The organism is Sphingomonas sp. SP4 (assembly GCF_058313375.1).
The window spans coordinates 714,536-741,220 of record NZ_JBZFLE010000002.1 but is presented as its reverse complement, the minus strand read 5'-3'; the positions used below and the strand labels follow the sequence as shown (position 1 = coordinate 741,220).

General features: G+C 62.3%; 27 protein-coding genes. 12 read left to right on the top strand and 15 right to left on the bottom strand.

All coding sequences use genetic code 11. From position 1 onward, the window contains the following. The first annotated feature begins 17 nt into the window (after window positions 1-17). Complete coding sequence (gene hutH / locus AC4GYV_RS13040; RefSeq protein WP_491101131.1) at window positions 18-1,541, top strand: histidine ammonia-lyase; 1,524 nt, start codon at window positions 18-20, stop codon at window positions 1,539-1,541. On the opposite strand, the gene AC4GYV_RS13035 is transcribed toward hutH, so the two are convergent. The 8 genes from AC4GYV_RS13035 to serS all read right to left on the bottom strand — a co-directional run bounded on the left by AC4GYV_RS13035 (window position 1,516) and on the right by serS (window position 10,687). Next, window positions 1,516-1,914, bottom strand: a complete 399-nt coding sequence (locus AC4GYV_RS13035) for a DUF2147 domain-containing protein (RefSeq protein ID WP_491101130.1) — start codon at window positions 1,912-1,914, stop codon at window positions 1,516-1,518. The two genes, hutH and AC4GYV_RS13035, sit on opposite strands and share 26 nt — an antisense overlap. Before the next feature lie 72 nt (window positions 1,915-1,986). Then, the gene (locus AC4GYV_RS13030) at window positions 1,987-2,409 is read right to left on the bottom strand and encodes a DUF2147 domain-containing protein (protein WP_491101129.1); all 423 of its coding nucleotides are present in this window, start codon (window positions 2,407-2,409) and stop codon (window positions 1,987-1,989) included. Between the two features lie 44 nt (window positions 2,410-2,453). After that, window positions 2,454-5,729, bottom strand: coding sequence for an error-prone DNA polymerase (locus AC4GYV_RS13025; RefSeq protein WP_491101128.1), 3,276 nt, complete (start codon window positions 5,727-5,729; stop codon window positions 2,454-2,456). Further along, the gene (locus tag AC4GYV_RS13020; RefSeq protein WP_491101127.1) at window positions 5,729-7,225 is read right to left on the bottom strand and encodes a DUF6504 family protein; all 1,497 of its coding nucleotides are present in this window, start codon (window positions 7,223-7,225) and stop codon (window positions 5,729-5,731) included. The genes AC4GYV_RS13025 and AC4GYV_RS13020 overlap by 1 nt, the downstream gene beginning before the upstream one ends. Next, the gene (locus AC4GYV_RS13015) at window positions 7,149-7,754 is read right to left on the bottom strand and encodes an ImuA family protein (RefSeq protein ID WP_491101126.1); all 606 of its coding nucleotides are present in this window, start codon (window positions 7,752-7,754) and stop codon (window positions 7,149-7,151) included. The genes AC4GYV_RS13020 and AC4GYV_RS13015 overlap by 77 nt, the downstream gene beginning before the upstream one ends. Window positions 7,755-7,903: 149 nt before the next feature. Further along, entirely contained in the window at window positions 7,904-8,680 is a 777-nt protein-coding gene (locus AC4GYV_RS13010) for an esterase/lipase family protein (RefSeq protein ID WP_491101125.1), read from the bottom strand. Between the two features lie 49 nt (window positions 8,681-8,729). Then, the gene (locus AC4GYV_RS13005) at window positions 8,730-9,359 is read right to left on the bottom strand and encodes an alpha/beta fold hydrolase (protein WP_491101124.1); all 630 of its coding nucleotides are present in this window, start codon (window positions 9,357-9,359) and stop codon (window positions 8,730-8,732) included. Between the two features lie 68 nt (window positions 9,360-9,427). After that, window positions 9,428-10,687, bottom strand: coding sequence for a serine--tRNA ligase (serS, locus tag AC4GYV_RS13000; protein WP_491101123.1), 1,260 nt, complete (start codon window positions 10,685-10,687; stop codon window positions 9,428-9,430). Between the two features lie 55 nt (window positions 10,688-10,742). On the opposite strand from serS, the gene AC4GYV_RS12995 reads away from it, so the two are divergent. Beyond that, the gene (locus tag AC4GYV_RS12995; protein ID WP_491101122.1) at window positions 10,743-11,699 is read left to right on the top strand and encodes a DUF808 domain-containing protein; all 957 of its coding nucleotides are present in this window, start codon (window positions 10,743-10,745) and stop codon (window positions 11,697-11,699) included. Here AC4GYV_RS12995 and AC4GYV_RS12990 read toward each other — a convergent pair. Together AC4GYV_RS12990 and AC4GYV_RS12985 are read right to left on the bottom strand one after the other, a co-directional pair. Continuing rightward, window positions 11,696-12,208, bottom strand: a complete 513-nt coding sequence (locus AC4GYV_RS12990; protein WP_491101121.1) for a flavin reductase family protein — start codon at window positions 12,206-12,208, stop codon at window positions 11,696-11,698. The genes AC4GYV_RS12995 and AC4GYV_RS12990 overlap by 4 nt on opposite strands. 24 nt (window positions 12,209-12,232) lie before the next feature. Beyond that, window positions 12,233-13,003, bottom strand: a complete 771-nt coding sequence (locus AC4GYV_RS12985; RefSeq protein WP_491101120.1) for a phenylalanine 4-monooxygenase — start codon at window positions 13,001-13,003, stop codon at window positions 12,233-12,235. A 351-nt stretch (window positions 13,004-13,354) separates the two neighbouring features. On the opposite strand from AC4GYV_RS12985, the gene AC4GYV_RS12980 reads away from it, so the two are divergent. The 3 genes from AC4GYV_RS12980 to AC4GYV_RS12970 all read left to right on the top strand — a co-directional run bounded on the left by AC4GYV_RS12980 (window position 13,355) and on the right by AC4GYV_RS12970 (window position 15,658). Beyond that, window positions 13,355-13,651, top strand: a complete 297-nt coding sequence (locus AC4GYV_RS12980; protein WP_491101119.1) for a VanZ family protein — start codon at window positions 13,355-13,357, stop codon at window positions 13,649-13,651. A gap of 485 nt (window positions 13,652-14,136) precedes the next feature. After that, complete coding sequence (locus AC4GYV_RS12975; RefSeq protein WP_491101118.1) at window positions 14,137-14,613, top strand: hypothetical protein; 477 nt, start codon at window positions 14,137-14,139, stop codon at window positions 14,611-14,613. A gap of 370 nt (window positions 14,614-14,983) precedes the next feature. Next, entirely contained in the window at window positions 14,984-15,658 is a 675-nt protein-coding gene (locus tag AC4GYV_RS12970; protein ID WP_491101117.1) for an FxDxF family PEP-CTERM protein, read from the top strand. Window positions 15,659-15,712: 54 nt separating this feature from the next. Here the strand turns inward: AC4GYV_RS12970 and AC4GYV_RS12965 are convergent, their stop codons facing one another. Beyond that, window positions 15,713-16,357, bottom strand: a complete 645-nt coding sequence (locus tag AC4GYV_RS12965) for an N-acyl amino acid synthase FeeM domain-containing protein (RefSeq protein WP_491101116.1) — start codon at window positions 16,355-16,357, stop codon at window positions 15,713-15,715. Window positions 16,358-16,694: 337 nt separating this feature from the next. Beyond that, window positions 16,695-16,949: a 4a-hydroxytetrahydrobiopterin dehydratase gene (locus AC4GYV_RS12960; protein ID WP_491101115.1), complete on the bottom strand. Its 255-nt coding sequence runs from the start codon at window positions 16,947-16,949 to the stop codon at window positions 16,695-16,697. A 61-nt stretch (window positions 16,950-17,010) separates the two neighbouring features. Here AC4GYV_RS12960 and hppD point away from each other — a divergent pair, with 61 nt between their 5' ends. From hppD to paaD, 3 genes are read left to right on the top strand one after another with little or no spacing between them, the layout of a single operon-like run. Further along, window positions 17,011-18,102 carry a 4-hydroxyphenylpyruvate dioxygenase gene (hppD, locus tag AC4GYV_RS12955; RefSeq protein ID WP_491101114.1) on the top strand — a complete coding sequence of 364 codons (1,092 nt, stop codon included), beginning with the start codon at window positions 17,011-17,013 and terminating at the stop codon, window positions 18,100-18,102. Window positions 18,103-18,107: 5 nt separating this feature from the next. Further along, on the top strand, window positions 18,108-19,310 hold the full coding sequence (gene pcaF / locus AC4GYV_RS12950; RefSeq protein WP_491101113.1) for a 3-oxoadipyl-CoA thiolase: 1,203 nt from the start codon (window positions 18,108-18,110) through the stop codon (window positions 19,308-19,310). A gap of 10 nt (window positions 19,311-19,320) precedes the next feature. After that, entirely contained in the window at window positions 19,321-19,782 is a 462-nt protein-coding gene (paaD, locus tag AC4GYV_RS12945; RefSeq protein WP_491101112.1) for a 1,2-phenylacetyl-CoA epoxidase subunit PaaD, read from the top strand. A gap of 12 nt (window positions 19,783-19,794) precedes the next feature. Here the strand turns inward: paaD and dgoD are convergent, their stop codons facing one another. Then, window positions 19,795-20,946 carry a galactonate dehydratase gene (gene dgoD, locus AC4GYV_RS12940; protein ID WP_491101111.1) on the bottom strand — a complete coding sequence of 384 codons (1,152 nt, stop codon included), beginning with the start codon at window positions 20,944-20,946 and terminating at the stop codon, window positions 19,795-19,797. Beyond that, window positions 20,943-22,220 carry a family 1 glycosylhydrolase gene (locus tag AC4GYV_RS12935; RefSeq protein WP_491101110.1) on the bottom strand — a complete coding sequence of 426 codons (1,278 nt, stop codon included), beginning with the start codon at window positions 22,218-22,220 and terminating at the stop codon, window positions 20,943-20,945. Before AC4GYV_RS12935 ends, dgoD begins: the two co-directional genes overlap by 4 nt. Before the next feature lie 156 nt (window positions 22,221-22,376). Here AC4GYV_RS12935 and AC4GYV_RS12930 point away from each other — a divergent pair, with 156 nt between their 5' ends. From AC4GYV_RS12930 to AC4GYV_RS12915, 4 genes are all read left to right on the top strand, one after another. Then, on the top strand, window positions 22,377-23,258 hold the full coding sequence (locus tag AC4GYV_RS12930; RefSeq protein ID WP_491101108.1) for a 2-dehydro-3-deoxygalactonokinase: 882 nt from the start codon (window positions 22,377-22,379) through the stop codon (window positions 23,256-23,258). 2 nt (window positions 23,259-23,260) lie between these two features. Next, window positions 23,261-23,890, top strand: coding sequence for a 2-dehydro-3-deoxy-6-phosphogalactonate aldolase (locus tag AC4GYV_RS12925; RefSeq protein WP_491101107.1), 630 nt, complete (start codon window positions 23,261-23,263; stop codon window positions 23,888-23,890). Next, the gene (locus AC4GYV_RS12920; RefSeq protein ID WP_491101106.1) at window positions 23,887-24,816 is read left to right on the top strand and encodes a Gfo/Idh/MocA family protein; all 930 of its coding nucleotides are present in this window, start codon (window positions 23,887-23,889) and stop codon (window positions 24,814-24,816) included. Before AC4GYV_RS12925 ends, AC4GYV_RS12920 begins: the two co-directional genes overlap by 4 nt. A 90-nt stretch (window positions 24,817-24,906) precedes the next feature. Then, window positions 24,907-25,656, top strand: coding sequence for a Crp/Fnr family transcriptional regulator (locus AC4GYV_RS12915; RefSeq protein WP_491101105.1), 750 nt, complete (start codon window positions 24,907-24,909; stop codon window positions 25,654-25,656). Here AC4GYV_RS12915 and pyrC read toward each other — a convergent pair. After that, the gene (pyrC, locus tag AC4GYV_RS12910; RefSeq protein WP_491101104.1) at window positions 25,653-26,675 is read right to left on the bottom strand and encodes a dihydroorotase; all 1,023 of its coding nucleotides are present in this window, start codon (window positions 26,673-26,675) and stop codon (window positions 25,653-25,655) included. The genes AC4GYV_RS12915 and pyrC overlap by 4 nt on opposite strands. Between the last annotated feature and the right edge of the window lie 10 nt (window positions 26,676-26,685).

The window sequence follows — 26,685 nt, the reverse complement described above, 5'->3', positions numbered from 1 at the left end:
TTCCTAGACGCTGGTCCATGACACTGACTTTGAATCCTGAATCGATCGATCTCGCCACGTTGCGGCGCTTGTGGCAGGGCTGCCCCGCTTCGCTCGACAGTGCCGCCATGCAGCGGGTGGCCAACGCAGCAGCTTCCGTTGATCGGATCGTTGCCTCGGGCGAAACCGTCTATGGCGTGAACACGGGCTTCGGCCTGCTTGCGAACACCCGCATCCCGAATGACCGGTTGGCGGAATTGCAGACCAATCTCATTCTCTCGCACAGCGCGGGCCTGGGCGACCCGCTGCCAAGGCATGTCACGCGATTGATGATCGTGCTGAAGCTGCTTGGCCTTGGCCGCGGCTATTCGGGCGTACGGCCGCTCGTGATTGAGGCCTTGCAACGGCTGCTCGACGCCGACGCCATCCCTCTGATTCCGGCGCAGGGAAGCGTTGGCGCCAGTGGTGACTTGGCGCCGCTCGCGCACCTGATCTCAGCACTGATGGGCTACGGCCGGATCGATGTTGCCGGCGAAGTCGTCGACGCCAAGGCAGCGTTGTCGCGCCTGGGACTGGAGCCGCTCAGCTTAGGTCCGAAGGAAGGCCTTGCGCTCATCAACGGAACCCAAGCCAGCGCCGCGCTCGCGCTCGACGCATTATTTCGAGGCGAGCGCGTTCTCGGCGCAGCGCTCGCGGCGGGCGCACTTTCTGTGGATGCGCTCAAAGGTTCAGCCAAACCCTTCGATCCGCGCATCTCGGCGCTTCGCGGTCAGCCCGGACAGATTCGTGTCGCTGCAGAGATCTCAAGCCTCCTTGAAGGCAGTGAGATCCTGACCAGTCATGTCGCCTGCAGCCGAGTGCAGGACCCCTACAGCTTCCGCTGCCAGCCCCAGGTGATGGGTGCGGCGCTTGATCTGCTTGAGAATGCGGCACGTACGCTCACAATCGAAGCGGCGGCCGTAACTGACAATCCGATCGTCTTCCCGGACGAGGACATCGCAATTTCGGGCGGCAACTTCCACGCGCAACCCGCAGCATTTGCGGCGGATACGATCGCTATGGCGCTATGCGAAGTTGGATCCATTTCAGAGCGGCGCATCAGCGTCTTGGTAGATCCTAAGATGAGCGGCTTGCCTGCATTTCTCACGCAGGATTCCGGCGTGAATTCCGGGTTGATGATCCCTCAGGTTACGGCCGCGGCGCTCGTCAGCGAGAACAAGAGCCTGGCCTTTCCGGCAAGCGTTGACTCCATTCCGACGAGTGCGGGCCAGGAGGATCATGTTTCGATGGCGCCGATCGCTGGACGTAAAGCGACGGAGATCGCCCGCAACGCGGCCGGGGTGATTGCAGTCGAGCTGATGGCTGCTGCCGAAGGCATCGACTACCACGCGCCCTTGAAGACCGGCACCAGGCTGCAGCCGATCCATTCCGCGGTGCGCGAGATTTCACCGCACTTCACTGCCGATCGCTATTGGGCTGACGAGATTTCAGCGCTGCAGTCAGCGGTGCTCAAAGGCGATTTCGCCAAGCCGCTGCTTACTGGATCCGGTCCCAGTTCGTAGACTTGCAGATCAGTCCCCAAACGCAGCCGCGAACATTCAGCCGGTTGGCGCCGACCTGGCGGATGGTGCCGCTGGCGTTCATGTCGCGATCCGCGAGATAGACGTTGGCGCGATAGCTCTTCGGGCCGTTGGGCCGGATATTAGTGATCAGCCGAGCTCCGATGAGATCGGTGCCGCTGCCACGTTCCGCCTTGGCTTGCTGTTTGGGTGATGCCTTCACGACGGTGCCGCACAAAGCGCCGCCGCACGGGGAGATCTGAATCTCCATCTTCCCGTTCTTCCAGCGGCCCTCGATGCTGCTCTTCGCATTCGCTGGCAGTGGCGAGGCGAGGAAGCCGAGCACGACGGTTAAGGCAATGAAAAGCCTAGTCATTCCGTTTCATTACAACGCATTTGCGGCGGAAATGGAGCCCCCAGCTTGCGTCCCGATGAACGCGACGCTCGGCTATTTGGAAGCGGGACCCGATCCATCGGTGGGTAGTGAAGACGTGTAAGCGGTCCAGACGTCCGACTTGCAGAGCGCTTTACCCGCCGCGCATCCGGAAACTTTGAGCTGTGCGGAATTCACGCGTTGGAGCTTGGCGGTCACCCGCATGTTTCGATCGGGAATGAATAATTTGCCGAGCCAGCTGCCGTCCTTACGTTGCTGAAGGCCGGTGATCAGCTGAGCGCCAACCAGTTGCGGCGTCGTCTTCGCAGCGTCCTTCTTGGCCTTGTCGCTCGCCCAGGCGACGCTGCCGCACATGTTCGCGCCACACGGGGCTATAGTGACGATGCTGTTGCCTCCGGGACTAAGCCAGGTCCCGTCGATATTGTTCGAGTCGGTGGCTTGGGCGGCCAGTGTAAGAACTGCGGCAAATACGATCATACTGCCTCCTGTTCATGGAGCGACTCGTATCGCGATGGGCAGACTTAATGGAAATCCCGACTTTTCGGGATGATTTCGACATCGCGCGGGTGGCGCGAAGCGGGTGGGCGCCAGCTTCCCGCGCCGTCGCCCTGGTTCAGGGTCGAGGGCATGGTTTCGTCGCTTAAATGGCGAAGCATGTGGCTGTGATCCTCCAGCCGGCGCGCGACGACGTGGATCACGTCGCTGTCGGGATCGCGCTGGACGATGCCGTGCACGGCAATCAGCCTTGAGCCCATCACGATCTTGCGCTGCTTTTCGAACACGTCGGGCCAGACGACGAGATTGGCGACGCCGGTTTCATCCTCGAGGGTGATGAAGACGACGCCCTTGGCGCTCCCGGGCCGCTGGCGGATCAGCACCAGTCCGGCGATCGACATGCGCTTGCCGTCGCGGATAGTCTTCAGCTGGCTCGCCGTGATGAATTTCTGCGCGGCATATTGCTCGCGCAGGAAACCCATCGGATGCGCCTTCAGGCTGAGGCGGATGGTCTGGTAATCGTTCACCACATGCTCGGCCAAAGGCATGGCTGGCAGCTCGGCGGGGTCGCTTTCGGAGCCTTCGTCGCGGGCTTCGGCATAAGCGAATAAGGGAAGATCGGGCGCCTGCCTGAGCGCGCGTGAGTCCCAAAGCGCCGCGCGGCGATCGAGATCCATCGAGCGTAAGGCGTCCGCTGCCGCAAGACGCTGGATCGCGTGGACCGGAACCCGGCCGCGCGACTGCAGCTGCTCGACGGAGGCATAAGGCCGCCTAGCTACCAGCCGGTCGGCAGCCTCGCGCTGCAGTCCTTCGATCTGGCGGAGACCAAGCCTCATCGCTCCGCTCTCAAGCGTGCAGTCCCAATCGGAATGATTGACGTCGACCTCGCGCACCTCGACGCCATGCTCCCGCGCATCGCGCACGATCTGTGCCGGAGCATAGAATCCCATCGGCTGGGAGTTGAGCAGCGCGGAGGCAAAAGCCGCCGGATATTTCCACCTTAGCCAGCTCGACACGTAGACGAGGTGCGCGAAGCTCGCCGCGTGGCTTTCGGGGAAGCCATATTCGCCGAAGCCCTTGATCTGATCGAAGCAGCGCTGAGCGAAGGCGGGGTCGTAGCCGCGTTCGACCATCCGCCCGACCATCTTGTCCTGAAGGACGTCGATGTTCCCTCGCGACCGGAACGTCGCCATCGCCTTGCGCAGCTCGTTCGCTTCCTGTGACGAGAATTTTGCCGCATCGAGCGCGATCTTCATCGCCTGCTCCTGGAAGATCGGCACGCCCATGGTCCGTCCAAGGATCCGCTCGAGCTCGTCAGGTGGGCCGTGCTCGGGATCCGGGCAGGGGAAGGTGATCGGCTCCTTGCCTGAGCGGCGTTTCAGGAAGGGGTGGACCATATCGCCCTGGATCGGCCCCGGCCGGACGATCGCGACCTCGATGACCAGATCGTAGAAGCAGCGTGGCCTTAGCCGCGGCAGCATGTTCATTTGAGCGCGGCTTTCGACCTGGAACACGCCGAGCGAGTCCCCGCGGCAAAGCATGTCGTAAACCTCCGGCACTTCCCGCGGGATCGTCTCGAGACTCCAGTCCTCGCCGTCATGTTCCCGCACCAGGTCGAAGCATTTGCGGATGCAGGTCAGCATGCCGAGGGCGAGCACGTCGATCTTGAGGATGCCGAGCTCCTCGATGTCGTCCTTGTCCCATTCGATGAAGGTGCGGTCCTCCATCGCGCCATTGCCGATCGGGACCGTCTCGGTCAGCGGCCGCTCGGTCAGGATGAAGCCGCCGACATGCTGCGACAGGTGGCGCGGCATGCCGATCAATTGCTCGGCGAGCTTCATGGTTCGCCGCAGGTGCGGGTCGGAAAGGTCGAGCCCGGCATCGTTTGCTCGCGCATCCTCCAGCTCGGGGTCCATGCTGCCCCAGACGGTGGAGGCCAATGCCGCCGTGACGTCTTCTGAAAGGCCCATCACCTTGCCGACCTCGCGGATCGCCGAACGCGGCCGATAGTGGATGATGGTTGCGGCGATCCCGGCGCGGTCGCGGCCATACTTCTCGTAGATGTGCTGGATGACTTCCTCGCGCCGCTCATGCTCGAAGTCGACGTCGATGTCGGGCGGCTCCTTGCGCTCCTCGGAGATGAAGCGTTCGAACAGCAGTTCATTCACGGACGGATCGACCGCGGTAATGCCGAGGCAGTAACAGACCGCACTGTTCGCCGCCGATCCGCGCCCCTGGCACAGGATGTCCTGTGATCGGGCGAAGGCGACGATGTCGTGGACGGTCAGGAAGTAACGCGCGAAGTCGAGCTTCTCGATCAGTGGCAGCTCGTAATTGAGCTGCTTGAGCACCTTCTCGGGGATACCGTCTGGCCAGTGCTTCTTCGCGCCTTCCCAGGTGAGACGCTCCAGATGCTCCTGCGGGGTTCGGCCATCCGGCACGGTTTCCTTCGGATATTCGTAGCGCAGCTCGTTGAGGCTGAAGTGCAGCGAATCAGCGAAGGCCCGCGTCGCCTCGATTGCGTGCGGCCAGCGGACGAACAGCCTGGTCATCTCCTCGGGTGGCTTGAGATGCCGTTCGGCATTGGGATTGAGCAGATAGCCGGCGGTCGCGATCGTCACTTTCTCACGGATGCAGGTGACGACGTCCTGCAGCGGCCGGCGATCGGGTACGTGATAATGGACGTCGTTGGTCGCCAGGATCGTGCAGCCATGCTTGCGCGCCAGCCGGTCCAGCCGTTCGATCCGGGTGCTGTCATCGCCGCGATAAAGCCAGCTCGCCGCGACATGCTGAAGTGACGTCACGGCGTCACGTAATCGCGGCAATTCTCCTTCGAAAACATCGAGATCGTCGTTCGGCCAGGCGATGAAAGCAACGCCTTCTGCATGCGAGGAGACGTCGGCGAGGCTGAGCTCGCATTCGCCCTTCTCCGCGCGCATCTTGCCCAGGCTGAGCAGCCGCGAGAGGCAGCCGTAGCCGTCGCGATCGATGGGGTAGGCGAGCAGGCTCGGCGCGTCGGTAAGGTCGAGCCGGCAACCGATCAGCGGCTTGAGACCCACGACATCGCAAGCGCTGTGCATCCGGACGACGCCGGATAGTGTGTTGCGATCGGCGATCCCGATGGCGTCATAACCAAGCACCAATGCTGTTCGCACCAATTCGATCGCGTCCGATGCCCCGCGCAGGAAGGAGAAGGGGGAGCTGACGCCAAGCTCGACATAAGCTGAGGGCGAGATCGGTGGCGGCGGCATGTCATCCGTCCGGACCATCTTGAGCCGCGAAAAATTGGGTTTGTCAGGCATCAGCCAAAAAGCCCATGGATGAACCAGTTCGGAGCGCCGCCGCGCCCGTCGCCGATCACGCCTTCGCGATAAATCCAGTAACGCCGGCCGGCCGCGTCCTCGACACGGTAATAATCGCGCAGGCGCGTACTCGACGGCTGTCGCCACCATTCGGGTGCGATCCGTTCCGGACCTTCGACACGGGCGATGTCGTGGACGGCCCGACGCCACATGAAGCGGCGCGGCACGCCTTCGGGCGTGGCGTAGACGACGTCGATTGCTTCGGGGCGATCGAGGAGGCGTTCCGGGCGTCGAAGTGACGGCAGTTCGATCGGCTTAGTTTTGGCCAGGGCGCTGATCCATCCGCTAGCCCGCTCCGGCAGATGGCTTTCCTCGGGCTGTGGCCGCCGAACGGCGCGAGGGCCCAGCTTCACGGTCAGTCGGTCGACCAGCCGCGCCAGCTCACGCTCGCCGCTTGGCTCCTCGACCAGGCTTTCCTGCGCGGCGCTTTGATCCTCGGTCCAGTCGGCCACCAAAGCGAAAGCATCGAAACCGAACTCAGGATCGAGCGCGGCAGCTTTGTCGGCGATCAGCCGCTGAAGATGCTGTGGCTCGCGGCTGGGAATCGCCGTCGCGACACTTGCGGTGGCGACGCTGCCGTCGACGCGGAAGCCATGCAGCGACAGGCGACGCGCGCCGAGATGCCGCTCCTGCAGCTGACGGACGAGGGAGGGGATCAGCCGCTCCAGCGCTTGCGGCGCCGCTTCGGGATGGGTCGCTGGCTCTTCGAGGCGCAGCGCCCAGCGGGGCGGCGGATCGACTGGCGCCGCAGTCAGCGGTTCGAACTTGCGGCCAAGTGCGCGATCAAGAGCGTCGACCACATCCTCTGCCCCTCGAAACCGTCGCGCGATGGCGAGGCGCGGCATGTCGATAAGCGCGCCGATGGTCTTGAGGCCCAGCCGTTCGAGCGTCCGTACCGTGTTCGGATCGATGCGAAGCGCAGAAATGTGCAGCGGCGCCAGCTTGCCCGCGACATCCTCGCCGCAAATGCAGGGCGCATGATGCGCCAGTGCCCAGGCCGCTGCGGCCGTCGGTGCGATGGCAATGCGTGGCGTAACGCCAATTCGCGTGAAGCAACGGCGAATATCCCACAGCAGCCCTTGTTCGCCGCCGAAGAGATGAGCGACTCCGCTGACGTCGAGCCGCAACCCATCCCCGTCCACCTCGACAAGAGGCGACCAGCGGCCCGACCATTTCGCCAGCCGCTGCACTAATGCAGCATCGCCTTTCGGATCGGCCGGTACCGCGACCAGCGCCGGATCCAGTGCGCGCGCATCGGTCAGCCGGGCGCCGGACCTTGCCCCTCGTTCAGCCGCTGCTTTCGTGACGGCATGGATCAGGAGCCCGTGCGTGCCCTCGACGGTGAGAACGACCGGCGCGTCAGGCGGACAGTCGGCGCTTTTCGCCCAGCGCTCGATCGCCAACGCCGGAAGCCAGATGGAACAGACCCGCTTCATGCGTGATGCTCCAGCTGCCGGGCGGCATTCCGCGCGCGCGGAATAGGTCGGCGTTCCATGCGGGCGATCCCGATGCCCGCGGGTCGAACGGGTTCAGCAGCGAAGGCGCACTCGCGATCTGCCAGCGCATTCGCGCGCCGCTGAGGTTCGGTGTTCCGCCAAGCCGTACCAACCAGCAGCCGACGCCGGTCCGCTCCGAGGCAACCGCCAGCCGCCGGGTCGCAGTGAAGTCGAGCGCTTTGGGGTCGCCCCAGATTTCGCCGATCACGGCGGAGAGTGCGGCGCACCTTACGCCTTCCTCCATCGTCCACAGCGCGTCGCGGGCGTCGCGCGTCTCAACATGGATGAGGTTCTGGTTTGGAAGTCCCGGCGGATGGACGCGCCCGCTTTCGAGGATCGCCATGCGGTCCTGCACCCAGAGCAAGGGCTTTTCGGTTTCCAGCTGCGCCAGCAGGAACCCTGCCCAGCCGCCGTCGCGCGGGTGCGCGGCGAACAGTTCGGACAGGGTGGGGCTGGGCGGAACGGGCAAATGCTATCGTCCGCCCAGCCCGCTGGGGAGCTGGTCAATTTTGGCCGCACGGCTTGCGCCGCCGGCGACCAGGGAAAGGCCTGCAGCCACACGACTCACAACGTTCTTGTTCTACTTTTGTTCTTTGTCTCGCGACTCAGGGGCGAGAGTCAATCCTGCGACTCGGATGGCCTTTTGGTGATCGGCGGCTTGCCCTCGATCTCGGTCAGGAACGCCTCGATCTCGTGCACGATTTTCGTAAGCGCCGGCCGCCACAGCACTGCGCCGACGTGATTGGTGTCGATCTCGATGGCGCGGTCGATCTCATCGTCACGGCCCCGCGCGGCGCTCGGCGCAACGATCCCGTCCCGCCGCGACCAAAAGGCCAGAGTCGGCACCGGGGGCTTCCCGTTCGCCCGAGGGAAAGGCGGCTTGTTGACGTCATGACCTGCGACCCGCTCATAGAATTCGCGGATGTTGGTGTTGGTCTTGTAGTCGCCGGAGAATGGCGAGCAGAGCGTCACGACCGCCCGCATCTTCTGCGGGTGCACATGGGCCAGCTCTCGGGCGAACATGCCGCCCAGGCTCCAACCGACCACCAGGATCGGCCGACCATCGTAAAGTTCGTCGAGACGGCGCCCGAGCAGCTCCAGCGTGTCTGCCTTGGCTCCGCGATTAAGGCCCAGTCCCCACGGATGGACCCGCCATCCCGCGCGCGCGAGTGCCCGGCGGATGTCCATCGTGGTTCGATCGCTGGCTAGGAAACCCGGGAGGACGAGAGCCGGCGGCCCGTCCTCCGGGCCTCGAGGGCCCACGGGGCCAAGTCCTGCAAGAAAGCGCGGAAGGTGCCAGGCAAACTCGCGCATGCGCTGCCAGCCCGGAGGCGCAAGGTCGTCCGGGTGAACCGTGCCGGCTGTCCCGGCTGCTTCGGTTCGCGCCCATTTCACGCGAATCAAGATATGGTCTTTGCGTTAGCGGAACAATAAGCCGCTGGAATCAGGTGTCCTTTTTCAGGAATCTGTCGATTTCGCGCACCACCTGCGATGCCGCACGCTTCGAAACGCCGAAGGCCATGTGAGCGCAATCCAGTTCGACTGCCTCATCGCGCTCCCCTTCGAGGCCCCGCGCCGCCCGTGGCGCCACGATGCCGTCGTTGCGCGACCAGATCGCAAGCGTTGGAACAGGCGGCTTGTCCGTGATGCGCGGAATTGGGGTGTTCTCGACCTTGTGCCCCGCGACGAGCTCATAAAGACGCCATACGTTGTTCTGGTGCAGGTCACCCGAAATGGGTGATCCGAGCGTCACGACAGCCCGCGTTCGCGTTGGGCAGAGCCGCGCCAATTCTCGCGCGTAGAGACCGCCGAGACTCCAGCCCACGAGCAGGACGGGATCCCGCGATCCCAGGCGGTCGAGGCAACTCTCGAGCCGATCGAGTGTGTTCTCGCGAACGCCGACATTCCAGCCGAGTCCCCAGCCGTGCACACGCCAGCCGGCTTTGGCGAGCCCATCACGCAAGGCGAGGGTCGTTCTGTCGGTTGCGAGGAAGCCAGGAATCACAAGAGCGACAGGGCCATCCGGCGGTCCGATCGGCCGCGTGGGTCCGAATCCGTGCCAGAAACGCGCCACGTTCCAGCCGAGCTCACGGAGGCGTTTTAGGCCGCGAGGCGGCCGATCATCGCCTTGAAACTGATGCTTCAGAGGAACTCGCCCCCCATTAGCTCCTGGAGCGCCTTGGGAAGCTTCACACGACCATCCGCCGTCTGGTGATTCTCCAGCAGCGGCACGAGGATTCGCGGGGAGGCCAGTGCCGTATTGTTGAGCGTGTGCGCGAACCGCACCTTACCATCAGCCCCGCGATAGCGAAGGTTCGCCCGGCGGGCCTGCCAGTCGTGCAGCGTCGAGCAGCTGTGCGTCTCGCGATACTTGCCGAGGCTCGGCACCCAGCTGTCGATGTCGTTCATGCGGAATTTGCCGAGACCCATGTCGCCGGTGGACGTCTCGATCACCTGATACGGAATTTCGAGCGCCCGCAGCAGGTCCTCTGCGAGCCCCAGCAGACGCGCATGCCATTCGGCAGATTGGGCGTCGTCGGCCTCGCAGAGCACATATTGTTCGACCTTCACGAACTGGTGAACGCGAAGCAGACCGCGCACGTCCTTTCCTGCGCTACCGGCTTCGCGCCTGAAGCATGGGGAATAGCCGGCGTAGAGGATCGGCAGCTTGTCGGCCTCGATGATCTCGCTCGAATGGAGCGACGTGAGCGCGACCTCTGCCGTTCCGGCGAGCCACAGATCGTCGTTGGGAAGCTCGTACGTCTCTTCCTTGTGACCGGGGAATTGGCCCTGGTTGAGGAAGGCCTGCTCGCGAGCGATTGCTGGCACCGTGATCGGCGTGAATCCGGCGCTGGCAATCTTCTCCAGCGCCCAGCCCATCAACTTTGTCTCAAGCAGCGCGAGCCGCCCCTTCAGGCAATAGGTTCGCGATCCCGACACCTGGACGACCCTCGACAGGTCGGCCCAATCGTTCTTCTCGATCAGCGCGACGTGATCGCGCGGCTCGAAATCGAACTTGGGCAGTTCGCCTTCGGTTCGGACCACCGTGTTGAACGTCTCGTCAGGGCCGATCGGTGCGCCTTCGAACGGGATGTTCGGAACGCGCATCAACAATGACTTCAGAAGCGCTTCCTTGTCGCTCAGTTCCTTCTCAAACTCGCCTGCCTTCGCGCCCGCTTCCTTCGCCTGACGGCCGAGCTCGGCCTTCTCCTCAGGCGTCGCATCCTTGAAGCGCGCGCTGACGGCGTTCCGCTCAGCTCGAAGGCGGTCGATCTCAGTCTTGAGGTGGCGCACTTCGGCGGCGGTGGCGATCAGCGCATCGAGGTCCAGGGTTACTCCCTTGTCCTTGATTGCCTTCTCGACGGCGCCGAGATTGTCCCTGATGAAATCGAGCCCAAGCATGTTCGCGGCACTGCGCGAATTGCGCCGTAACCGCAAGTTCGCCTAACGCGCGTCAATGCCCTCAGGATTGATCGCTCTTCTCGACGATGTCGCAACCATCGCCAAGCTCGCCGCGGCTTCACTCGACGATGTGTCCGGCGCGGCCGGCAAGGCGAGCGCCAAGGCGGCGGGCGTGGTCGTCGACGATACCGCGGTGACACCGCGTTATGTCGTCGGCCTCGCACCCGAACGCGAGCTGCCGATCATCGGCAAAATTGCCTGGGGCAGCCTCAAGAATAAGATCCTGCTGCTTCTTCCCGCGGCGCTGCTGCTCACGGCCTTCGCGCCGTTTCTGACGACGCCGCTGCTGATGATCGGCGGTGCTTATCTGGCGTTCGAGGCGACAGAGAAGATCCTCGAGAAGCTGCTCCATGAACATGAGCACGAAGAGCAGCTCGTCGATGCGATGGTCGATCCGGTCGAGCTTGAGAAGCTTCAGGTGAAGGGCGCAATCCGCACCGACTTCATACTATCGGCCGAAATCATGGCGATTGCGCTGGCCAGCCTCGAACATCTGACATTGCTGACGACCGCGCTTGCGCTGGTCGCTGTGGCATTAGCGATCACGGGCGGCGTTTACGGTGTGGTCGCCCTTATCGTGAAATTGGACGATATCGGCTTGCACCTCGCTTCGCGCGGCAGCCGCGCCGCACAAGCGTTCGGCAACGGCATGGTGCGGGTCGTTCCGAAGCTGCTGACGGCTCTAGCGGCGATTGGAACGGCAGCGATGCTGTGGGTGGGCGGTGGAATTCTGCTTCACGGGATCGAAGAATTGCACCTCGCGGGCCCCATCCCACACATGATCCACGACTTTGCGCATCGTGTGGGGCATGCTTCTGGCGCGTTCTCAGGCGTAGTTACGTGGCTCATTACTGCGCTCGCCGGCGCCATTGTTGGAATCTTCATTGGCAGCATCATCGTCGCGGTGATCCGGCGCTTCACCAAGCACCCGGAAGAGCTGATCGTCGACTAGTCGAAGTGCAGCCTGCGGTAGCGTCCGCGGAAATAGAGCAGTGGATCCAAGCCGGCGTCGAAGCTTGCCTTGGTGACATGGCCGACCAAAATGTGATGATCGCCTCCGTCATAGACGGCGTACCGCTCACATTCGAACACGCATAGCGATTCTTCGAGGATCGGCGCTCCCGCCTCACCGCAGCTCCAGGGCGTGGTTCCGAACCGATCCTCGTCCCGCGTCGAAAAGCGCAGGGATGCCGGCTGCTGCTCGTTCTGCAGCACATTGATCGCGAAGTGCGATGCACTTGTAAGCGGTCCTGCGGCAGCCGCCATCTTATGGATGCACACCAGCAAAAGGGGCGGGTCGAGCGAAACGGAAGTAAAGCTGTTGACCGTAAGGCCAGCCGGCACGTCATCGTGGACGCAAGTCACCACCGTCACGCCAGTGGCGAAACAGCCGAGCGCATCGCGCAGCGTGCGAGGATCGTGCCCCGTTCGATATTCGCCCTTGGTCGGCTGATCGGCCATGAGGAAGCCTATAGCGCCAGAGGATTACAGCGCCAGCAGCCTCTCGGGAGTCAGCGCCAGCACGTCGGCAACGCTCTGCTCCAACGACTCCGAAACAAGATAGCGCGGCTGAAAGGCATCGTGGCGGTACGGCGTATGCACTGCCCGCTCGACGGAGAAGGGCAGGCGCTCGACAGAGTCGTTCTCCAGGCTGAAATGCGATTCTCCGAAACTGGATGCGAGACCGGCGCCGAGGATCTTCAGCTCGTTATGCTCGCGAGCCAGCCCGAACTCGACGCTGTGCCAGTAGATGCGGGCCACGCGGCCGCCCTCTCCCGCCGCGATCGCAGCGAGCCCCAGGCGGCCGATATGCTCCGCCATCTCCGCGAAGTCATGGTGGGCAAGCATGGGGATGTGGCCGAACATGTCGTGGAAACAGTCCGGCGCTTCGAGATAATCGAGCTGATCACGGGTGCGAATGAAGTTCCCGACCGGGAAGATCCGCTCGGAAAGCATTGCGAAAAACACGTCGTCGGGCACCAAGCCGGGCACTGCTACCGTGCGCCATCCTGTCCGGGGCTCGAGAATGGCGTTCAGTCCCTCGACGTCGGGCACGCCGGGGTGCGACAGCTTCAGAAGGTCGATCCCGTAGAGGAAGGCGGAGACGACACGGCTGCCGAGCAGTTCTACCTGGCGCGCAAAGAGTAGGTCCCACACGGCGTGATCGTCTTCTGTGAAAGACTCCCAGCATTGCGGAACTACGTAATCCTGCCATCGCCGGAGCGGCTGGTCCTTGGCGATCACTTCCTGAAGCATTCGTCTTTCCTTTGTCGGCTGGTCTTGAGGGCAACAAAAAACCCGCCGAGCTTGGCGCGGGCGGGTCGGAGGCTGGTTGACTGTCGCTAAGCGCGTCAGCTCGTTCCAGCCTCCCGCGGATAATAATAGCTCGCCGGCGCAGCCGAGGCGGCGCGCGTCAGGACGGCGAGGGCGAAGTTGCGGTTCATTGATGTTCTTATGGCAGCTCACGCCTGAACGCTCAATGGCGGGAGAAGATGCTCTCTCGCATTTGCGTTGCTTGGAGGGGTAAGCCCGCGCTAGTCCCGGTGAATGGTCCCAGTTCGGCTGCGTCGCTTATTGTTTTGGTTGGCCGCGGTGTTTGCATTCACCATGGCCTTGCGCCCCCATCCGCCGCACCTACCCGTGGAACCCGGCGACAAGGTTCAGCACATGATAGCGTTCGCCACGTTGGGCCTGCTCGGCTCGTGGGCCTATGCGGAAACGGCTCTCTTGCAGCTCCTCTTTCGTCTTTCGCTGTTCGGAGCGGCGATTGAGCTGTTCCAGGCTATTCCAGCACTTCATCGCGACAGCGACATTAGGGACTGGGCTGCCGATACGATCACTTGCGGGCTCGTCCTCTTGATCGTGCACCTTGTCCGGCGGCAAGGGGCGCCACTGAGGCGCTAGCACCGCTACAGTTCATCCGTCAGAATTGAGGGTAATCCCGGGGCGTCGTTCAGGCCGTAATCCGGGGGAGGTGCTGTATCTCGACTCGCCGTGCACGCATGGACGCCGAGGCATGATCCAACTCCAGATCGTCGAACGCACTTGCCACCCGCAGCAAGAAAGGACCCTCGGGACGGCCGGCAAATTCGTTGGCTTGCCTGCGGCACTTCTCGGCTTGTTCCTTAAACATCATGGCACTTAACTCCCGCTCTTGCAGCACCACGTACGTCGATTGGACGAAGCATCTATAGCACTGTTCTACGCACGGCCCGAGTCAGTACCATGACGGATGTCAGCTACGCCCCGGGTCGGACGGCAACAGACCCAACTCGTGGCAGTTCCGCTAAGAGGACGCGTTTGCGTCAGAAAGCCTGAGCGCGGCGCCATGTGGACAGTCGTTAATTTCATGTTAATCGCCGAGCTTCTGAGTCGGTGGGGCACGATTGATGGGCAACTTGTTCCGTTTCGAACGGCTCATTCGGTTCCAGGTCAAGACTTGGCCGCCCTCTGAAATTCTCGGAACTGCCCTGCAGAACAATGAGCGGGTCGCCGGTAGCCAGCTTCGGCTACAGTTCGGCAAGCAGGTCTGCCGCATAGCGATTTCCGACGTGTGGAGCACCTGTTGCGAACTGCTGCTCCAGGCTCAATTAGTTCGGGAGTCGACGCTCGACCATTTCATCGTCGACGTCGAACAGATCTTCGACCTCGCTTACGATGAAGATCACTTGTTGTGCATCTTCTCGCCGGAGCATCTTTTTGCCGTCGATCGTGAGGAGTTCGCGTCGTCGCTTGAAGGAGCAGTCGGCGAGATATTCGCGGCTACCGATAGTCCGCGCCTCATGCACATTGCCGCCGGCTGGGGCGCCTCAGCCATCCGGGCGCAGCCTTATTCTTGTCGCTTCAGCGACTCTCTTCTCACCTAGCCAGCACATCGAAATTTCGTCCTCGATACCTGCTTACCATCGATCCGATGAGGTCGATTGAACGATCGCTACCGTGGCGTCCACCAACCGATGTTCGCTTGCAGCCCTCCAAAGTCTGGAGGGGTCGAAATTGAATGCTACACTGGCCTGTTGGCGCCAATGTCAGTCTCGGTAACGTCTCGGGGCGAGTATTGTTGATCTCATGTGAAAGCGCGACTTGCGCAACAATGCGCTTCAAACAGAAACAACTGTCCCAAGTCGGGACGTTCCTACATTAATTAGTGCTTACAAACATGGGAACAAAGATATTAAAAGATGATTAACCCTCGTGCGGCCGGCGTATGGCCCGGGAAAAAAGTGGGAGTGTTTCATGCGGAAACTGTTGTTGGGCGCCCTGGGCGCCAGTGCTTTGGCTATGGCGACCGCGGCGCAAGCGGTTGCTCCGCCTCTCGTTATTACTCCGGGAGCACCGCTTCCACCTAACGATCCGTTGACCTCTTTCATCGTTGCGCCAACCGGGATCACACCGTCTTACGTCGGCCCCATCGCTGCGACTATTGGTCACACCGGGATCGTCGGCGACGTGAACGGTGACTTCACCGATGTCTTCGAGTTCACGATCGGCATGGCCGGCATGGGCACGATCGGCACAGGCAGCGGCTCCATTACGACCGGTGTGAACCTTGAGGATTTCCTGAAAACGACGGATCTCGACATCACGTCGGTACTGGTGAACGGTGTGTTGGCGAACCTCATTTTGGCGGACGCGGACGGCAAGGAATGCACCACACGCGGTGTCGGAACGTGCGGCGCCAACGAAACTTGGTCTGCAAACAACGTACTGATCACAGGCGGTCAGTTGAACACAATCGAGGTGTCGGGCTTCTCACGCGGCCTTGGTTCGTACGGTGGAAATCTGACTTTCACGCCGCGTTCGGCAGTCCCCGAGCCGGGCACCTGGGGTCTTATGCTCCTCGGCTTCGGTGCGATCGGCTGGCAGATTCGCCGTAGCAAGCGCAACGGTTCGATCGCTCAGTTCGCCTAAAAGCGACGCGAGCGTTCGCAAGAGAGAGGCGGCTGCTCACGCAGTCGCCTCTTTTTATCCTTTTGAAGTGGCGGCGCGTTCCAAATGGCGTGTCGCGAGCTCTGCACGGCGATCGACAGCTTCGCTGGGCAAGCCGGCGAGCCGCCTGTAGATCCCGTATTCCTCTTTCGCAGAAAAGAAGTGCGCATAGAGCGAGCGGCTCGCGTTACTTCCTTCGGCCACGTGCTTGTCGATCGACCGCCGGATCGCACCGACGTTCAGCCACATAAGCTGTGACGGTGCGTTGACGCTGGCGTTGGTCCGCGGGAGACCGACGCAGGTGAAACCCAGCATCGCCTCGTAGAACCGCCGATGGCGAGGATTTACCTCAATGAATAGGTCGGTGCAGTCGAAGTGCATCGAGCCGTAGATAAACACGATGTGGAACAGCGCGCCGAGACGAGGACGGGCAGGTGTTGATGTATCGAAAGCGAACTTCGTCAGCTCACACAATTTCGCACCGGGCGCGTCCCGGAACTTCGCGATCTCATCTGCAAAAGTGGAGTCAGCCGCCAGGCCGGCCGATGAGTCCACCGTCAGCGTGACCGTACCGATGACTTCGTCTTGCGAACTCGCAGTGAACGTCATGCAATTCGGCGCAGAAGGTAGCGCGTGCTCCGCACCGTAGCCACGCCAGGAGTACATGCGGTTCAGCAGCATGTTGGCGCGGTTTCGCTGGCCTTCGCAATCGGCCAGGCGAATGGTCATCGAGCTTTGTTGTTCCGCACCCGTACGAGCCGGAAGCTGGATTGTGTGAAGCTGTGCGCCGGGCTGACGGCCAGACGGACTAGCTCCTAGAATGAGGCGAACCAGCTCGCCTTTGCGTAATGACATTTGAATCCCACCCAGGCCGCGGAACTTCCACGGCTCCCGAATCACGTAGTCTAAGCCAATGCTTTATCGCGTGAATACCTTAACAAGCGCGCCACGACGGGATGTGCTTGGGGCGCGACAACATGTGCCACAATGGAACATTGCGGTTGATTATCGGAACAATTTAAGCGCGAGATAATCCGTTGATCGCCTCAGCAAGCGAGTGATCCCGCTGAGTGATGCCTGCCGAATCGTGACTGGTGAGGCGGAAATCGACGCGGCTCCAGACACTCGTGAACTCCGGATGATGGTCCACCTTTTCCGCTTGCATCGCGACGCGAGTAAGAAAGCCGAAAGCCTCGCTGAAATCCTTGAAACGAAAACTGCGAAGCAAAGCTTTGCCGCCTTCCTCGACAGTCCAGCCCTCGGGTGTGTCCATCTTCGGTCTCCCTTGAAATGCTATTGCCGCAGGAGCAGTTGGGCCGCGAAGGAGTCAACGCATGGCCACCCAACTCGCCGAGGATAAAGGTATCCTGGGCCTCGAGAACCCGATGGGCACCAACGGGTTCGAGTTTGTCGAATATACCGCGCCCGACATCACGCTGCTGCGCGACCTGTTTACGAAGATGGGCTTCCCCGAAGTAGCCCGCCACAAGAGCAAGGACGTCACGCTCCATAAGCAGGGCGACTGCAACTTCATCATCAACGCCGAGCCCGGCAGCTACGCGGAGGAATACGCCAGGGCGCACGGGCCGAGCGCCTGCGCCATGGCATTCCGGGTCAAGGATGCGAAAGCTGCACACGAACGCGCGCTGAAGCTCGGCGCGACCAACGTCCAGGTGAACGTCGGCGATGGCGAGCTCGACATTCCTGCGATCGAAGGCATTGGCGGGTCGCGGCTATTCTTTGTCGATCGCTACGGTGACGGCGGCTCGATCTATGAAGTCGATTTCGACTTCCACCCCGATTGGCAACAGCGGATGGAGCAAGCAGATTCACGCCTGACCTACATTGATCACCTGACGCACAACGTGAACCGCGGCCGCATGAGCTTCTGGGCCGACTTCTACGAGCGGCTCTTCAATTTCCGGGAGATCCGCTACTTCGACATCGAGGGTAAGCAGACCGGCCTTTTCTCAAAGGCGATGACTTCGCCCTGCGGCAAGATCCGAATTCCACTCAACGAGAGCCAGGACGACAAGAGCCAGATCGAGGAGTTCCTGCGCGAATATAAGGGCGAGGGCATCCAGCACATCGCCCTGGGCACCTCGAACATCTACGAGTCCGTCGACGTCATCCGTGGCCGCGGCATCGCGTTCCAGGACACGCCCGATACATATTACGAATTGCTGCCTGAGCGTATCAAAGGCCACGAGGAGAGCATTCCGGAACTCGAAAAGCGGCGCATCCTGATGGATGGCGCGCCCACCGAGGGACAGGGCTTGCTGCTCCAGATCTTCACCCAGAACGTGATCGGCCCGATCTTCTTCGAGATCATCCAGCGCAAGGGCAATGAAGGCTTCGGCGAGGGCAATTTCAAAGCCTTGTTCGAGAGCATCGAACTCGACCAGATGCGGCGCGGGGTGCTCTGAGCCGCATGACTGAAGCGTATATTTGCGACGCCGTCCGCACGCCGATCGGCCGTTATGCGGGTGCTTTGTCGTCGGTTCGTGCCGACGATCTCGCCGCCATTCCCATCAAGGCGCTGATCGACCGCAACCCAAATGTCGACTGGAGCGAGCTAGACGACGTGATCCTCGGCTGCGCCAACCAGGCCGGTGAGGATAATCGCAATCTTGCCCGCATGGCGGGCCTGCTTGCCGGTTTGCCGGACAGCTCGGGCGGTGTGACCCTCAACCGGCTGTGCGGCTCGGGTCTCGACGCCGTGGCGATGGCAGCGCGCGCAATCCGCGGTGGTGAGTCCGAGATGATCATTGCCGGCGGCTCCGAGAGCATGAGCCGTGCGCCGTTCGTCATGGCAAAGGCGACGAGCGCATTCGATCGAAATGCGGAGATGTACGACACCACCATCGGCTGGCGCTTCGTCAATCCGAAGATGAAGTCGGCCTACGGCGACGACACGATGCCGAGCACGGGCGAGAATGTCGCTCAGAAGTTCCAGGTCAGCCGCGAGGACCAAGACGCCTTCGCGCTGCGAAGCCAGAAGAAGGCCGCCAGAGCGCAGGCGAATGGGCGCCTGGCCGCGGAGATTGTCGCGGTCGAGATCCCACAGCGGAGAGGTGACGCGGTCGTCGTCGACAAGGACGAGCACCCTCGCGAGACGACGCTGGAAGCGCTGGCAAAGCTAAAGCCTATCGTTCGTTCGGATGGCACCGTGACTGCGGGCAACGCGTCGGGCGTCAACGATGCCGCCGCAGCGATCATCGTCGCCTCCGAGGAGGCCGTTAAGCGAAACGGCCTCACACCGCGTGCTCGTGTTCTTGGCGCCGCCGTCGCGGGAGTGCCGCCGCGAATCATGGGCATCGGCCCCGCTCCGGCAAGTGAGAAGTTGATGAGGCGGCTCGGCCTCAAGATTGGCGACTTCGACGTGATTGAGCTTAACGAGGCATTCGCGGCGCAAGGGCTCGCCGTGCTCCGCCAGCTCGGCGTCGCGGACGACGATGCTCGAGTGAACCCGAATGGCGGCGCGATCGCTCTTGGCCATCCACTGGGAATGTCCGGCGCTCGTCTCGCGCTCACCGCGACCGAAGAGCTGCAGCGGAACGGCGGCAAGCTCGCGCTCGCCACGATGTGCATTGGCGTTGGGCAAGGCATCGCGCTGGCGCTTGAGAAGGTATAAACTGCTCGGCGTGAGCAGCGTCGCCGCAATCGACGAGACGGCCATCATGGCCGTGCTCGAAAAAGTGCCGGATCCGGAGATCCCCGTCCTGTCGATCCTCGACCTGGGGATTGTCCGGGGCTTCGCCGAAGACCCGCCGCGCGTGCGGATCACGCCGACGTACACGGGCTGCCCCGCGACCGTGGCCATCGAGCTTTCAATTCGCGACGCGCTAGATGAAGCGGGGTTTCACGACGTCGCAATCGAGCGGGTCCTCTTCCCGCCGTGGACGACCGACTGGATCACCGAACGCGGCCGGGAGCGACTGAAAGCCTACGGCATCGCGCCGCCGACTACGGCAGTCACTGCGGCCTGCCCGCAATGTGGTTCACTCGATACCGTTGAAATCAGCCGCTTCGGCGCGACGCCGTGCAAGGCGCAGTGGCGCTGCAAACACTGCCTGGAGCCGTTCGAACGCTTCAAATGCCACTAGGCGAGAGCGGCATCACCACTCAGCGAAACTCCCATCCTTGGTGCGGAAGATCGGATTGCGCCAGCGGTGGCGGTCCTTGTCCGCCTCGCGGACGGCAGCTTCGTCGATTTCGATGCCGAGACCGGGACCTTCGGGCACCGGCAAATAGCCGTCGACGGGCGTTAGCGCGTCCTTGTTGACGCAGAAGTTCAGCAAATCGTGTCCGCCCGTATTGTAGTGGATGCCCAGGCTGATTTCCTGGATCGCATGGTTCGGTGTGCAGGCGGCGATCTGAAGACAGGCCCCGAGCGCTAGCGGACCTAGGGGGCAGTGCGGAGCCACCGCGACATCATAGGCTTCCGCCATCGCCGCGATCTTGCGAACCTCGAGGATGCCGCCGGCGTGGCTCAGGTCGGGCTGAATGATGTCCACCGCGCCCTGCTCGAAGAAGGGCTTGAACTCCCAACGGCTGTAAAGCCGCTCGCCGAGCGCGATCGGCGTGGTCGTATGTGCGGCGATCTCTGGCAGCCCGTCCATGTTCTCGGACAGGAGCGGCTCTTCGATGAACAGGAGGCCGAGCGGTTCGAGTACCTTGGCCAGTTGCTTCGCCAGAGGCCGATGCACCCGGCCGTGGAAGTCGAGCCCGACGTCCATGCCCTGAGCCTGTGCAGCTTCGACGCGCTGCACGACATCGTCGAATTGCTTGTTGGTACCAATCCAATTGAGCTCGGCGGTCGCGTTCATCTTGACCGCGTTGAAGCCTTGCTTCTTCCGGACCTCAGCAGCATCCGTGATCTCGTGGGGGCGATCCCCGCCGATCCACGCGTACGAGCGGACGCGATCGCGGACCTTACCGCCGAGCATCTGCCAGACAGGCACGCCGAGCACGCGCCCCTTCAGGTCCCAAAGCGCCTGCTCCAACCCGGCGAGCGCGGACATGAGCACTGCGCCGCCGCGGTAAAAGCCGCCGCGATAGCCGACCTGCCATATGTCTTCGATGCGGAAGGGATCGGTGCCCACGAAGCGATCACGGAAAGCTTCAAACGCGCCGTCGACGGCTTCTGCCCAGCCTTCGAGACTCGCCTCGCCCCAGCCGAATGCTCCGTCATCCGTTTCGACCCTGACGAACAGCCAGCGCGGCGGCGCGAAGAAGGTCTCGATCTTGGCGATCTTGCGTTCGCTCACGCCTGCGCCTTCTTCGATTGCGTGCCGCTGGCGCCGTAGCTCCGGCCAGCAGCATCGTCGTCCTCTTCACCCTCACCAATCTTCTTGATGGGGACGACCAGGCAGACGCTCTGTGCGGGAAGTACGCCGCGCCAATCGGCGATCAGCTGTTTGTAGGCCTTGCCGACGTTGCGGATCTTCCGGTCCAAGTCGAACAGCCCGAGCGGGTTCACGTTGCCGTTCTGCTCGCGAAGGGCGGTGTCCCAGTCGATTTGGTCGATCAGCGAGTACCAGGTGAAGCCGACGGTGGGGATGCCGACGTTTCGGAGCCGCAGGACGTTAGCCCACTCCTTCCACAGCCACTTCACCGCTTCGTCGCCGTGGGGGCCTTCCCACAGGTTGGTCTCAGTGTGCATCACCGGCAGGCGATAGCGGTTGTAATATTGCCGGGTGATCTCGGAATAGCCGAAGGTCTCTCCGGCAGCGACCGTGTGACCGTCGGCGAAGACCCGGTGCTCATTCAGTTGGTAATAGTCGTTGCCGAGAATGCAGTGCTGTTTCAGCCGGTGGTCGAGGAACCACTCATATTCCTCGCGGGTCATGCCGTTATCGAGCAAGTATTGGTACATGCCGCTGTCGACCCGGCGACCGTAATTGAGGTCCAGCGAGAGGAAGCGCATCTGGTTGAGCACCTCCGCGCGCCCGATCGCGGCCGGTGAGTCCGCGTGATAATATTCCGATGATTCGGACTGAATGAAGATTGCGTCGTGCCGGCGCTTGAGGATCTCGATCATCCCCATGACATTCGCTTTGACGAGGTGCTTCAGTGCGGTGACGAAGGACCGGTCGTCCTTCTTCTGCTCGTTCCACCAGCCGTACTTCGCCGAGAAGACCGCACAGATGAACATCTCGTTGATCGGCGTGTAGAGCTGCACCCAAGGGAAACGCTCCGCAAATTCGCCTGCATAGGCGGCGAACAGACGCGGGAAATCGGGGTTCTGGAAGTTGCCGACCCAGTCGGGCACGCCGAAGTGGCAGAGGTCGACGATCGGCGTGATGTCGCGGCGTTTCAGGTCCGCGAAGGTGAGGTCGGTGAATTCCCAGTCGAACTTGCCGGGACCTAGCCACGTCCGATGGATCGGAGGCCCGTAGCGGAGATAGTTGATCCCGATCTCCTGGACGCAGTCGAAATCTTCGCGCCAGCGTTCGTAGTGGCCGCAGACCTCCATCTCGTCGACGCGGGTCTTGCCGTGATTGATCGTGGGGTAACTATTCTCGATCCCCGTCGCGAACATGAAGTTGGCGATGGTTCATCTCCCTCGAATTGATACTCACACCGTCCGGGCTGAGTCTCGGAATCGGGCGCGCGCACCGATAGCCCTGCCGGTAAAAAAGAAAACCTCGGGAGCGCAATCGCGTTCAGGAGTTTTTCCGCTATGGGCACAAAAAGCATGCGCTGGGCAGATGGTTTCATCGCGGTCGACTGGGGCACAACCAATCGCCGCGCCTATTTGATCGACGCGTCCGGCAAGCACACGGACGAATTCGAAGATCACAAGGGCGTCCTTTCGGTCCCATCCGGGGGCTTCCCCGATGCAATCGCGGAGATTCGTCAGCGCCTCGGCGACAAGCCGTTGCTAATGGCCGGGATGGTCGGTTCGAACCGCGGCTGGCACGAGGCTCCCTACGTCCGTTGCCCAGCTGGAGTCGATGAAATCGTCAAAGGCCTGGTCTGGGCCGGCGAGCGAGAGGCCATCGTTCCGGGCGTCTCATACGTCGGTGATGGACGAGCTGACGTAATGCGTGGCGAGGAAGTGCAATTGCTCGGCGGAGTCGCGGCGGGTTTGGCCGATCCTGACGGTCTATGCTGCCACCCCGGTACCCACAACAAATGGGCCTTGCTGCGTCACGGCAGGATCCACGAATTTCGTACGGTGATGACGGGAGAGATCTTCAGCCTGCTCAAGGATCACAGCATCCTATCCGACTTGCTGCAGACTGAAGTCGAGCCGAACGACGCCTTCAAGGAGGGTGTTCGCCACGCGATGGACAATGAGGACTTGCCCTCCGACCTGTTCGCGGTGCGAGCTCGCGTCCTCCTGGGCAAAGCGAAGAAAGAGGAAGCCGCGTCCTACACCAGCGGGCTACTCATCGGCACGGACGTTCGGATCGGCCTCAGCACACCGACCGGTGCCCAGATTACCGCCATGGGTCGGCCCGAGCTCACGCGGCTCTACGCTGCCGCGGTTCACGAGTCCGGGCGCGAATGCATCGAAGTCGATGGTGAACAAAGCTTCCTCGCGGGCATTCGGCAGATAGCAGAAAGGATTTGAACGTGAGCGCCAAGGAGCTGCTGAATCGCTATCTCGAGGAGTGCCCGCTGATTGCGATCATTCGGGGTGTGACGCCCGATGAGGCAGAGGCAATCGGCGATGCAATCTATGAGGGCGGGATCCGCATCATCGAGGTTCCGCTCAACTCGCCCGATCCGCTGAAGAGCATCGAGCTGCTAGCCAAACGCCTCGGCGACAGAGCGCTTGTCGGCGCCGGGACCGTGCTCCGCGCCGACCAGGTTGCGCAGGTGAAAGACGTCGGGGGGCGCATCATTGTGTCCCCGGACACAAACGTCGAAGTGATTTCGGCGGCAGCCGCCGCCGGTCTCGTCTCTTCCCCCGGTTACTTCACCCCCTCCGAGGCCTTCGCCGCCATTCGCGCCGGTGCCCATACGCTGAAACTATTCCCCGCGGAGGGTGCAACGCCTGCTGTACTCAAGGGTCAGCTTGCGGTCATCCCCAAGGACATCCCAGTCTTGGCCGTCGGAGGAATCACGACAGACAACATGGGTCCGTGGCTCGACGCCGGTGCAGCTGGATTCGGCCTAGGCTCAGGTCTGTACAAGCCGGGCCAAACGGCCGCTGAGACGGTTGAAAAGGCGAAGGCTTATGTTGCGGGAGTGAAGCGTTGAATTCGATCAAGATCGCCATCCTCGGCTTCGGCAAGATCGCCGAAGATCAGCATGTGCCTTCGATCAAGAGCAATGATCGGCTCGAGCTCGTGGCGACTTCGAGCCGCTCGGGTCATGGCGTTGATCCGGTTTTCACCGATTGGCGCGAGCTGATCCGCAGCGTGGAGGGCCTCCAGGCGGTAGCAATCACCACGCCACCCGGACCGCGATACGAGATCGCTCGTGAGTGTGTGCTCGCCGGTCTGCATTGCCTGCTAGAGAAACCGCCGGCGGCGGGGCTTGCGCAGATCAACGACCTTGCCTGTCTGGCCGACGCCGAGGGCGTGAGCCTGTTCACCACCTGGCACGCGCAGCACCATTCGACTGTCGACGCCGCCTCGCGGGCGCTTGCGGGCAAGCGAATCAGGTCGATGGAGATTCTCTGGCACGAAGACGTGCACAAATGGCACCCCGGCCAGCAGTGGATCTGGGAAGCTGGCGGCTTCGGCGTCTTCGACCCCGGCATCAACGCATTTTCGATTGCGACCAAGATCTTTCCGGGCGGTCTGTTCGTAGGGTCCGCGGAACTCAGCTTCCCCGAGAATTCTCAGACGCCGATCGCGGCCGACGTGACCTTCTCCAGCCCTGAGGCCGAGGGGCCTCTAAATGCCAGCCTCGACTGGCGGCGGACCGAGGGTGAAGAATGGACCATCACGATAACTACGACTGACGGCATGAACCTCCGCCTAGAAAACGGCGGATCGCGGCTGCTGATCGACGAGGTCGCGAGCGAAGATGATGGCCCGGGCGAATATCCGGACATTTACGCCAAGTTTGTCTCCCTGATCGACGAGCGGAAAAGCCTGGTTGACCTCGCCCCCTTCAGGCTTGTCGCAGATTGCCTCCTGACTGGCAGCCGAAAGACCGTCGGGCCCGTCTACGGCTGATGGAGCAACTTCGCGGGCCGGGCATTTGTCCTTCGATTGGCCCGCGTTTGTAATGAGTATCGACTGCGGGCTCTCTTAGGGAATCCGCAAGTGGCACAAGTAACGACTGACGAACTGACTCAGGCCGACGAGGCCTTTTCCGGCAATCGCCTTCTTTCGACCTTTCCACGCGAGGCGCGAGCGCTCATCGAGCCCTTCGGCGAGCTAGTGGACTTAAGAGCCGGCGAGACCGTGCTCAGCCGGGGTGACCAGGTGGAAGCAAGCCTCTTCCCCATTGGGCCGACCATGATTTCTCTCTCGGTCGAACTCACTGGAAACCGTACGATCGAAGTGGCGTCCATCGGCCTCAGAGGCGCTGTCGGTGGAATCATCAGCTGCGGGCAGGCCCCTGCGTTCGCAAAAGCGACAGTGCTCGTGCCAGGCCGTGCTTATCGGGTGCCAATGGAAGCGCTCGAGGATGCCAAGCAACGATCGAAGTTCGTTGCCAATATCTTCTGCCGCTTCTCCGACTATCTGCTCGCTCAGGTCATGCAGTCGGTCGCGTGCAATGCGTATCACTCCATCCCCGAGCGTGCCGCACGTTGGCTGCTCCACGCACAGGACAGGGCAGGGGATCGCATCGAGCTGACGCAGGAGGCCTTGGCCGGCCTGCTCGGGGTGCAGCGCACCACGGTCAACGCCGTGGTTCGCGAGCTTGCGGCCGAGAATTTGATCGCGACCGGGCGTGGCGTCGTTCGTGTCGCAGATAGGGCTGGGCTCAAGCGCCGTGCCTGTGAATGTTACCAGCGGCTTGAGGATCACTTCGGTGCCGTGATCGGCGCAAGTGGAACTGGCGGTTAGTCGACAGGCCTCCACCTGAGCGTCTCGCCGGCGTGGAAGGGAACGACCCCGCCAATCTCGTCAGGCACCTTGGTTTCGGTGCGTTCGAGCGTGATGCTGCCGCCGTTGACGGGCAAGCCGTAGAAACGTGCGCCGTTGAGCGAAGCGAACGCCTCGAACCTATCGAGTACGCCGTCCTCGTCGAATACCGTCGCATAGCTCTCCAGCGCGAAGGGCGCGTTGAAGATGCCTGCGCAACCGCAGCCGGATTCCTTGGCATCGCGCGCATGCGGCGCGCTGTCGGTGCCGAGGAAAAACTTGGGTGATCCTGAGGTGGCGGCCTTCCGCACGGCCAGCCGGTGCTGCTCGCGTTTTGCTACGGGCAGGCAGTAAGCGTGGGGCCTCAAGCCCCCGGCGAAGATTGCATTGCGGTTGATGATCAGATGCTGCGGTGTGACCGTCGCGCCGATGTTCGCGTCAGCACTCTCCACAAACTGTGCGGCCTCCGAGGTCGTGATGTGTTCAAATACGATCTTCAGCTCGGGAAAGTCCGCGACGACTCGAGAAAGCACGCGCTCGATGAACACTGCTTCCCGATCGAACACGTCAACGGCGGCGTCTGTGACCTCACCGTGCACGCAAAGCACCATGCCGATGCGCTGCATACGTTCGAGCACGGGATAGATGTTGCGGATCTCGGTGACGCCGCTCGCGCTATTGGTGGTCGCGCCCGCCGGGTACAGTTTGGCTGCGATCCACACGCCTTCCTCGAAACCCACTTCGATCTGATCCGGATCGGTCTGATCGGTCAGGTAGCAAGTCATCAGTGGTTCGAAGCCCGCCCCGGCGGCTTCGCGGACCCGTTCGCGATAGGCGGCCGCCGCCTGAGGCGTGGTCACCGGCGGCACCAGGTTGGGCATTATGATCGCCCGCGCGAACTGCCGTGCGGTGTAGGGTGCAACAAGCCGCAGCATCTCGCCGTCGCGGAGATGCACGTGCCAGTCGTCCGGCCGGCGGATGGTCAGCGTTTGCGATGCCACGGTCGGCTCC

What these genes read in the sequence shown, in the direction of transcription:
- serS (WP_491101123.1), bottom strand. Translation starts at nt 10,687, where the DNA reads ATGCTTGGGCTCGATTTCATCAGGGACAATCTCGGCGCCGTCGAGAAG.
- AC4GYV_RS12930 (WP_491101108.1), top strand. Translation starts at nt 22,377, where the DNA reads ATGCGCTGGGCAGATGGTTTCATCGCGGTCGACTGGGGCACAACCAAT.
- AC4GYV_RS13030 (WP_491101129.1), bottom strand. Translation starts at nt 2,409, where the DNA reads ATGATCGTATTTGCCGCAGTTCTTACACTGGCCGCCCAAGCCACCGAC.
- AC4GYV_RS13035 (WP_491101130.1), bottom strand. Translation starts at nt 1,914, where the DNA reads ATGACTAGGCTTTTCATTGCCTTAACCGTCGTGCTCGGCTTCCTCGCC.
- hutH (WP_491101131.1), top strand. Translation starts at nt 18, where the DNA reads ATGACACTGACTTTGAATCCTGAATCGATCGATCTCGCCACGTTGCGG.
- AC4GYV_RS12975 (WP_491101118.1), top strand. Translation starts at nt 14,137, where the DNA reads ATGGGCAACTTGTTCCGTTTCGAACGGCTCATTCGGTTCCAGGTCAAG.
- AC4GYV_RS12935 (WP_491101110.1), bottom strand. Translation starts at nt 22,220, where the DNA reads ATGTTCGCGACGGGGATCGAGAATAGTTACCCCACGATCAATCACGGC.
- AC4GYV_RS12960 (WP_491101115.1), bottom strand. Translation starts at nt 16,949, where the DNA reads ATGGACACACCCGAGGGCTGGACTGTCGAGGAAGGCGGCAAAGCTTTG.
- AC4GYV_RS13020 (WP_491101127.1), bottom strand. Translation starts at nt 7,225, where the DNA reads ATGAAGCGGGTCTGTTCCATCTGGCTTCCGGCGTTGGCGATCGAGCGC.
- AC4GYV_RS13025 (WP_491101128.1), bottom strand. Translation starts at nt 5,729, where the DNA reads ATGCCTGACAAACCCAATTTTTCGCGGCTCAAGATGGTCCGGACGGAT.
- AC4GYV_RS12980 (WP_491101119.1), top strand. Translation starts at nt 13,355, where the DNA reads ATGGCCTTGCGCCCCCATCCGCCGCACCTACCCGTGGAACCCGGCGAC.
- AC4GYV_RS12990 (WP_491101121.1), bottom strand. Translation starts at nt 12,208, where the DNA reads ATGGCCGATCAGCCGACCAAGGGCGAATATCGAACGGGGCACGATCCT.
- AC4GYV_RS12965 (WP_491101116.1), bottom strand. Translation starts at nt 16,357, where the DNA reads ATGCTGCTGAACCGCATGTACTCCTGGCGTGGCTACGGTGCGGAGCAC.
- pcaF (WP_491101113.1), top strand. Translation starts at nt 18,108, where the DNA reads ATGACTGAAGCGTATATTTGCGACGCCGTCCGCACGCCGATCGGCCGT.
- AC4GYV_RS12985 (WP_491101120.1), bottom strand. Translation starts at nt 13,003, where the DNA reads ATGCTTCAGGAAGTGATCGCCAAGGACCAGCCGCTCCGGCGATGGCAG.
- AC4GYV_RS12970 (WP_491101117.1), top strand. Translation starts at nt 14,984, where the DNA reads ATGCGGAAACTGTTGTTGGGCGCCCTGGGCGCCAGTGCTTTGGCTATG.
- AC4GYV_RS12995 (WP_491101122.1), top strand. Translation starts at nt 10,743, where the DNA reads ATGCCCTCAGGATTGATCGCTCTTCTCGACGATGTCGCAACCATCGCC.
- hppD (WP_491101114.1), top strand. Translation starts at nt 17,011, where the DNA reads ATGGCCACCCAACTCGCCGAGGATAAAGGTATCCTGGGCCTCGAGAAC.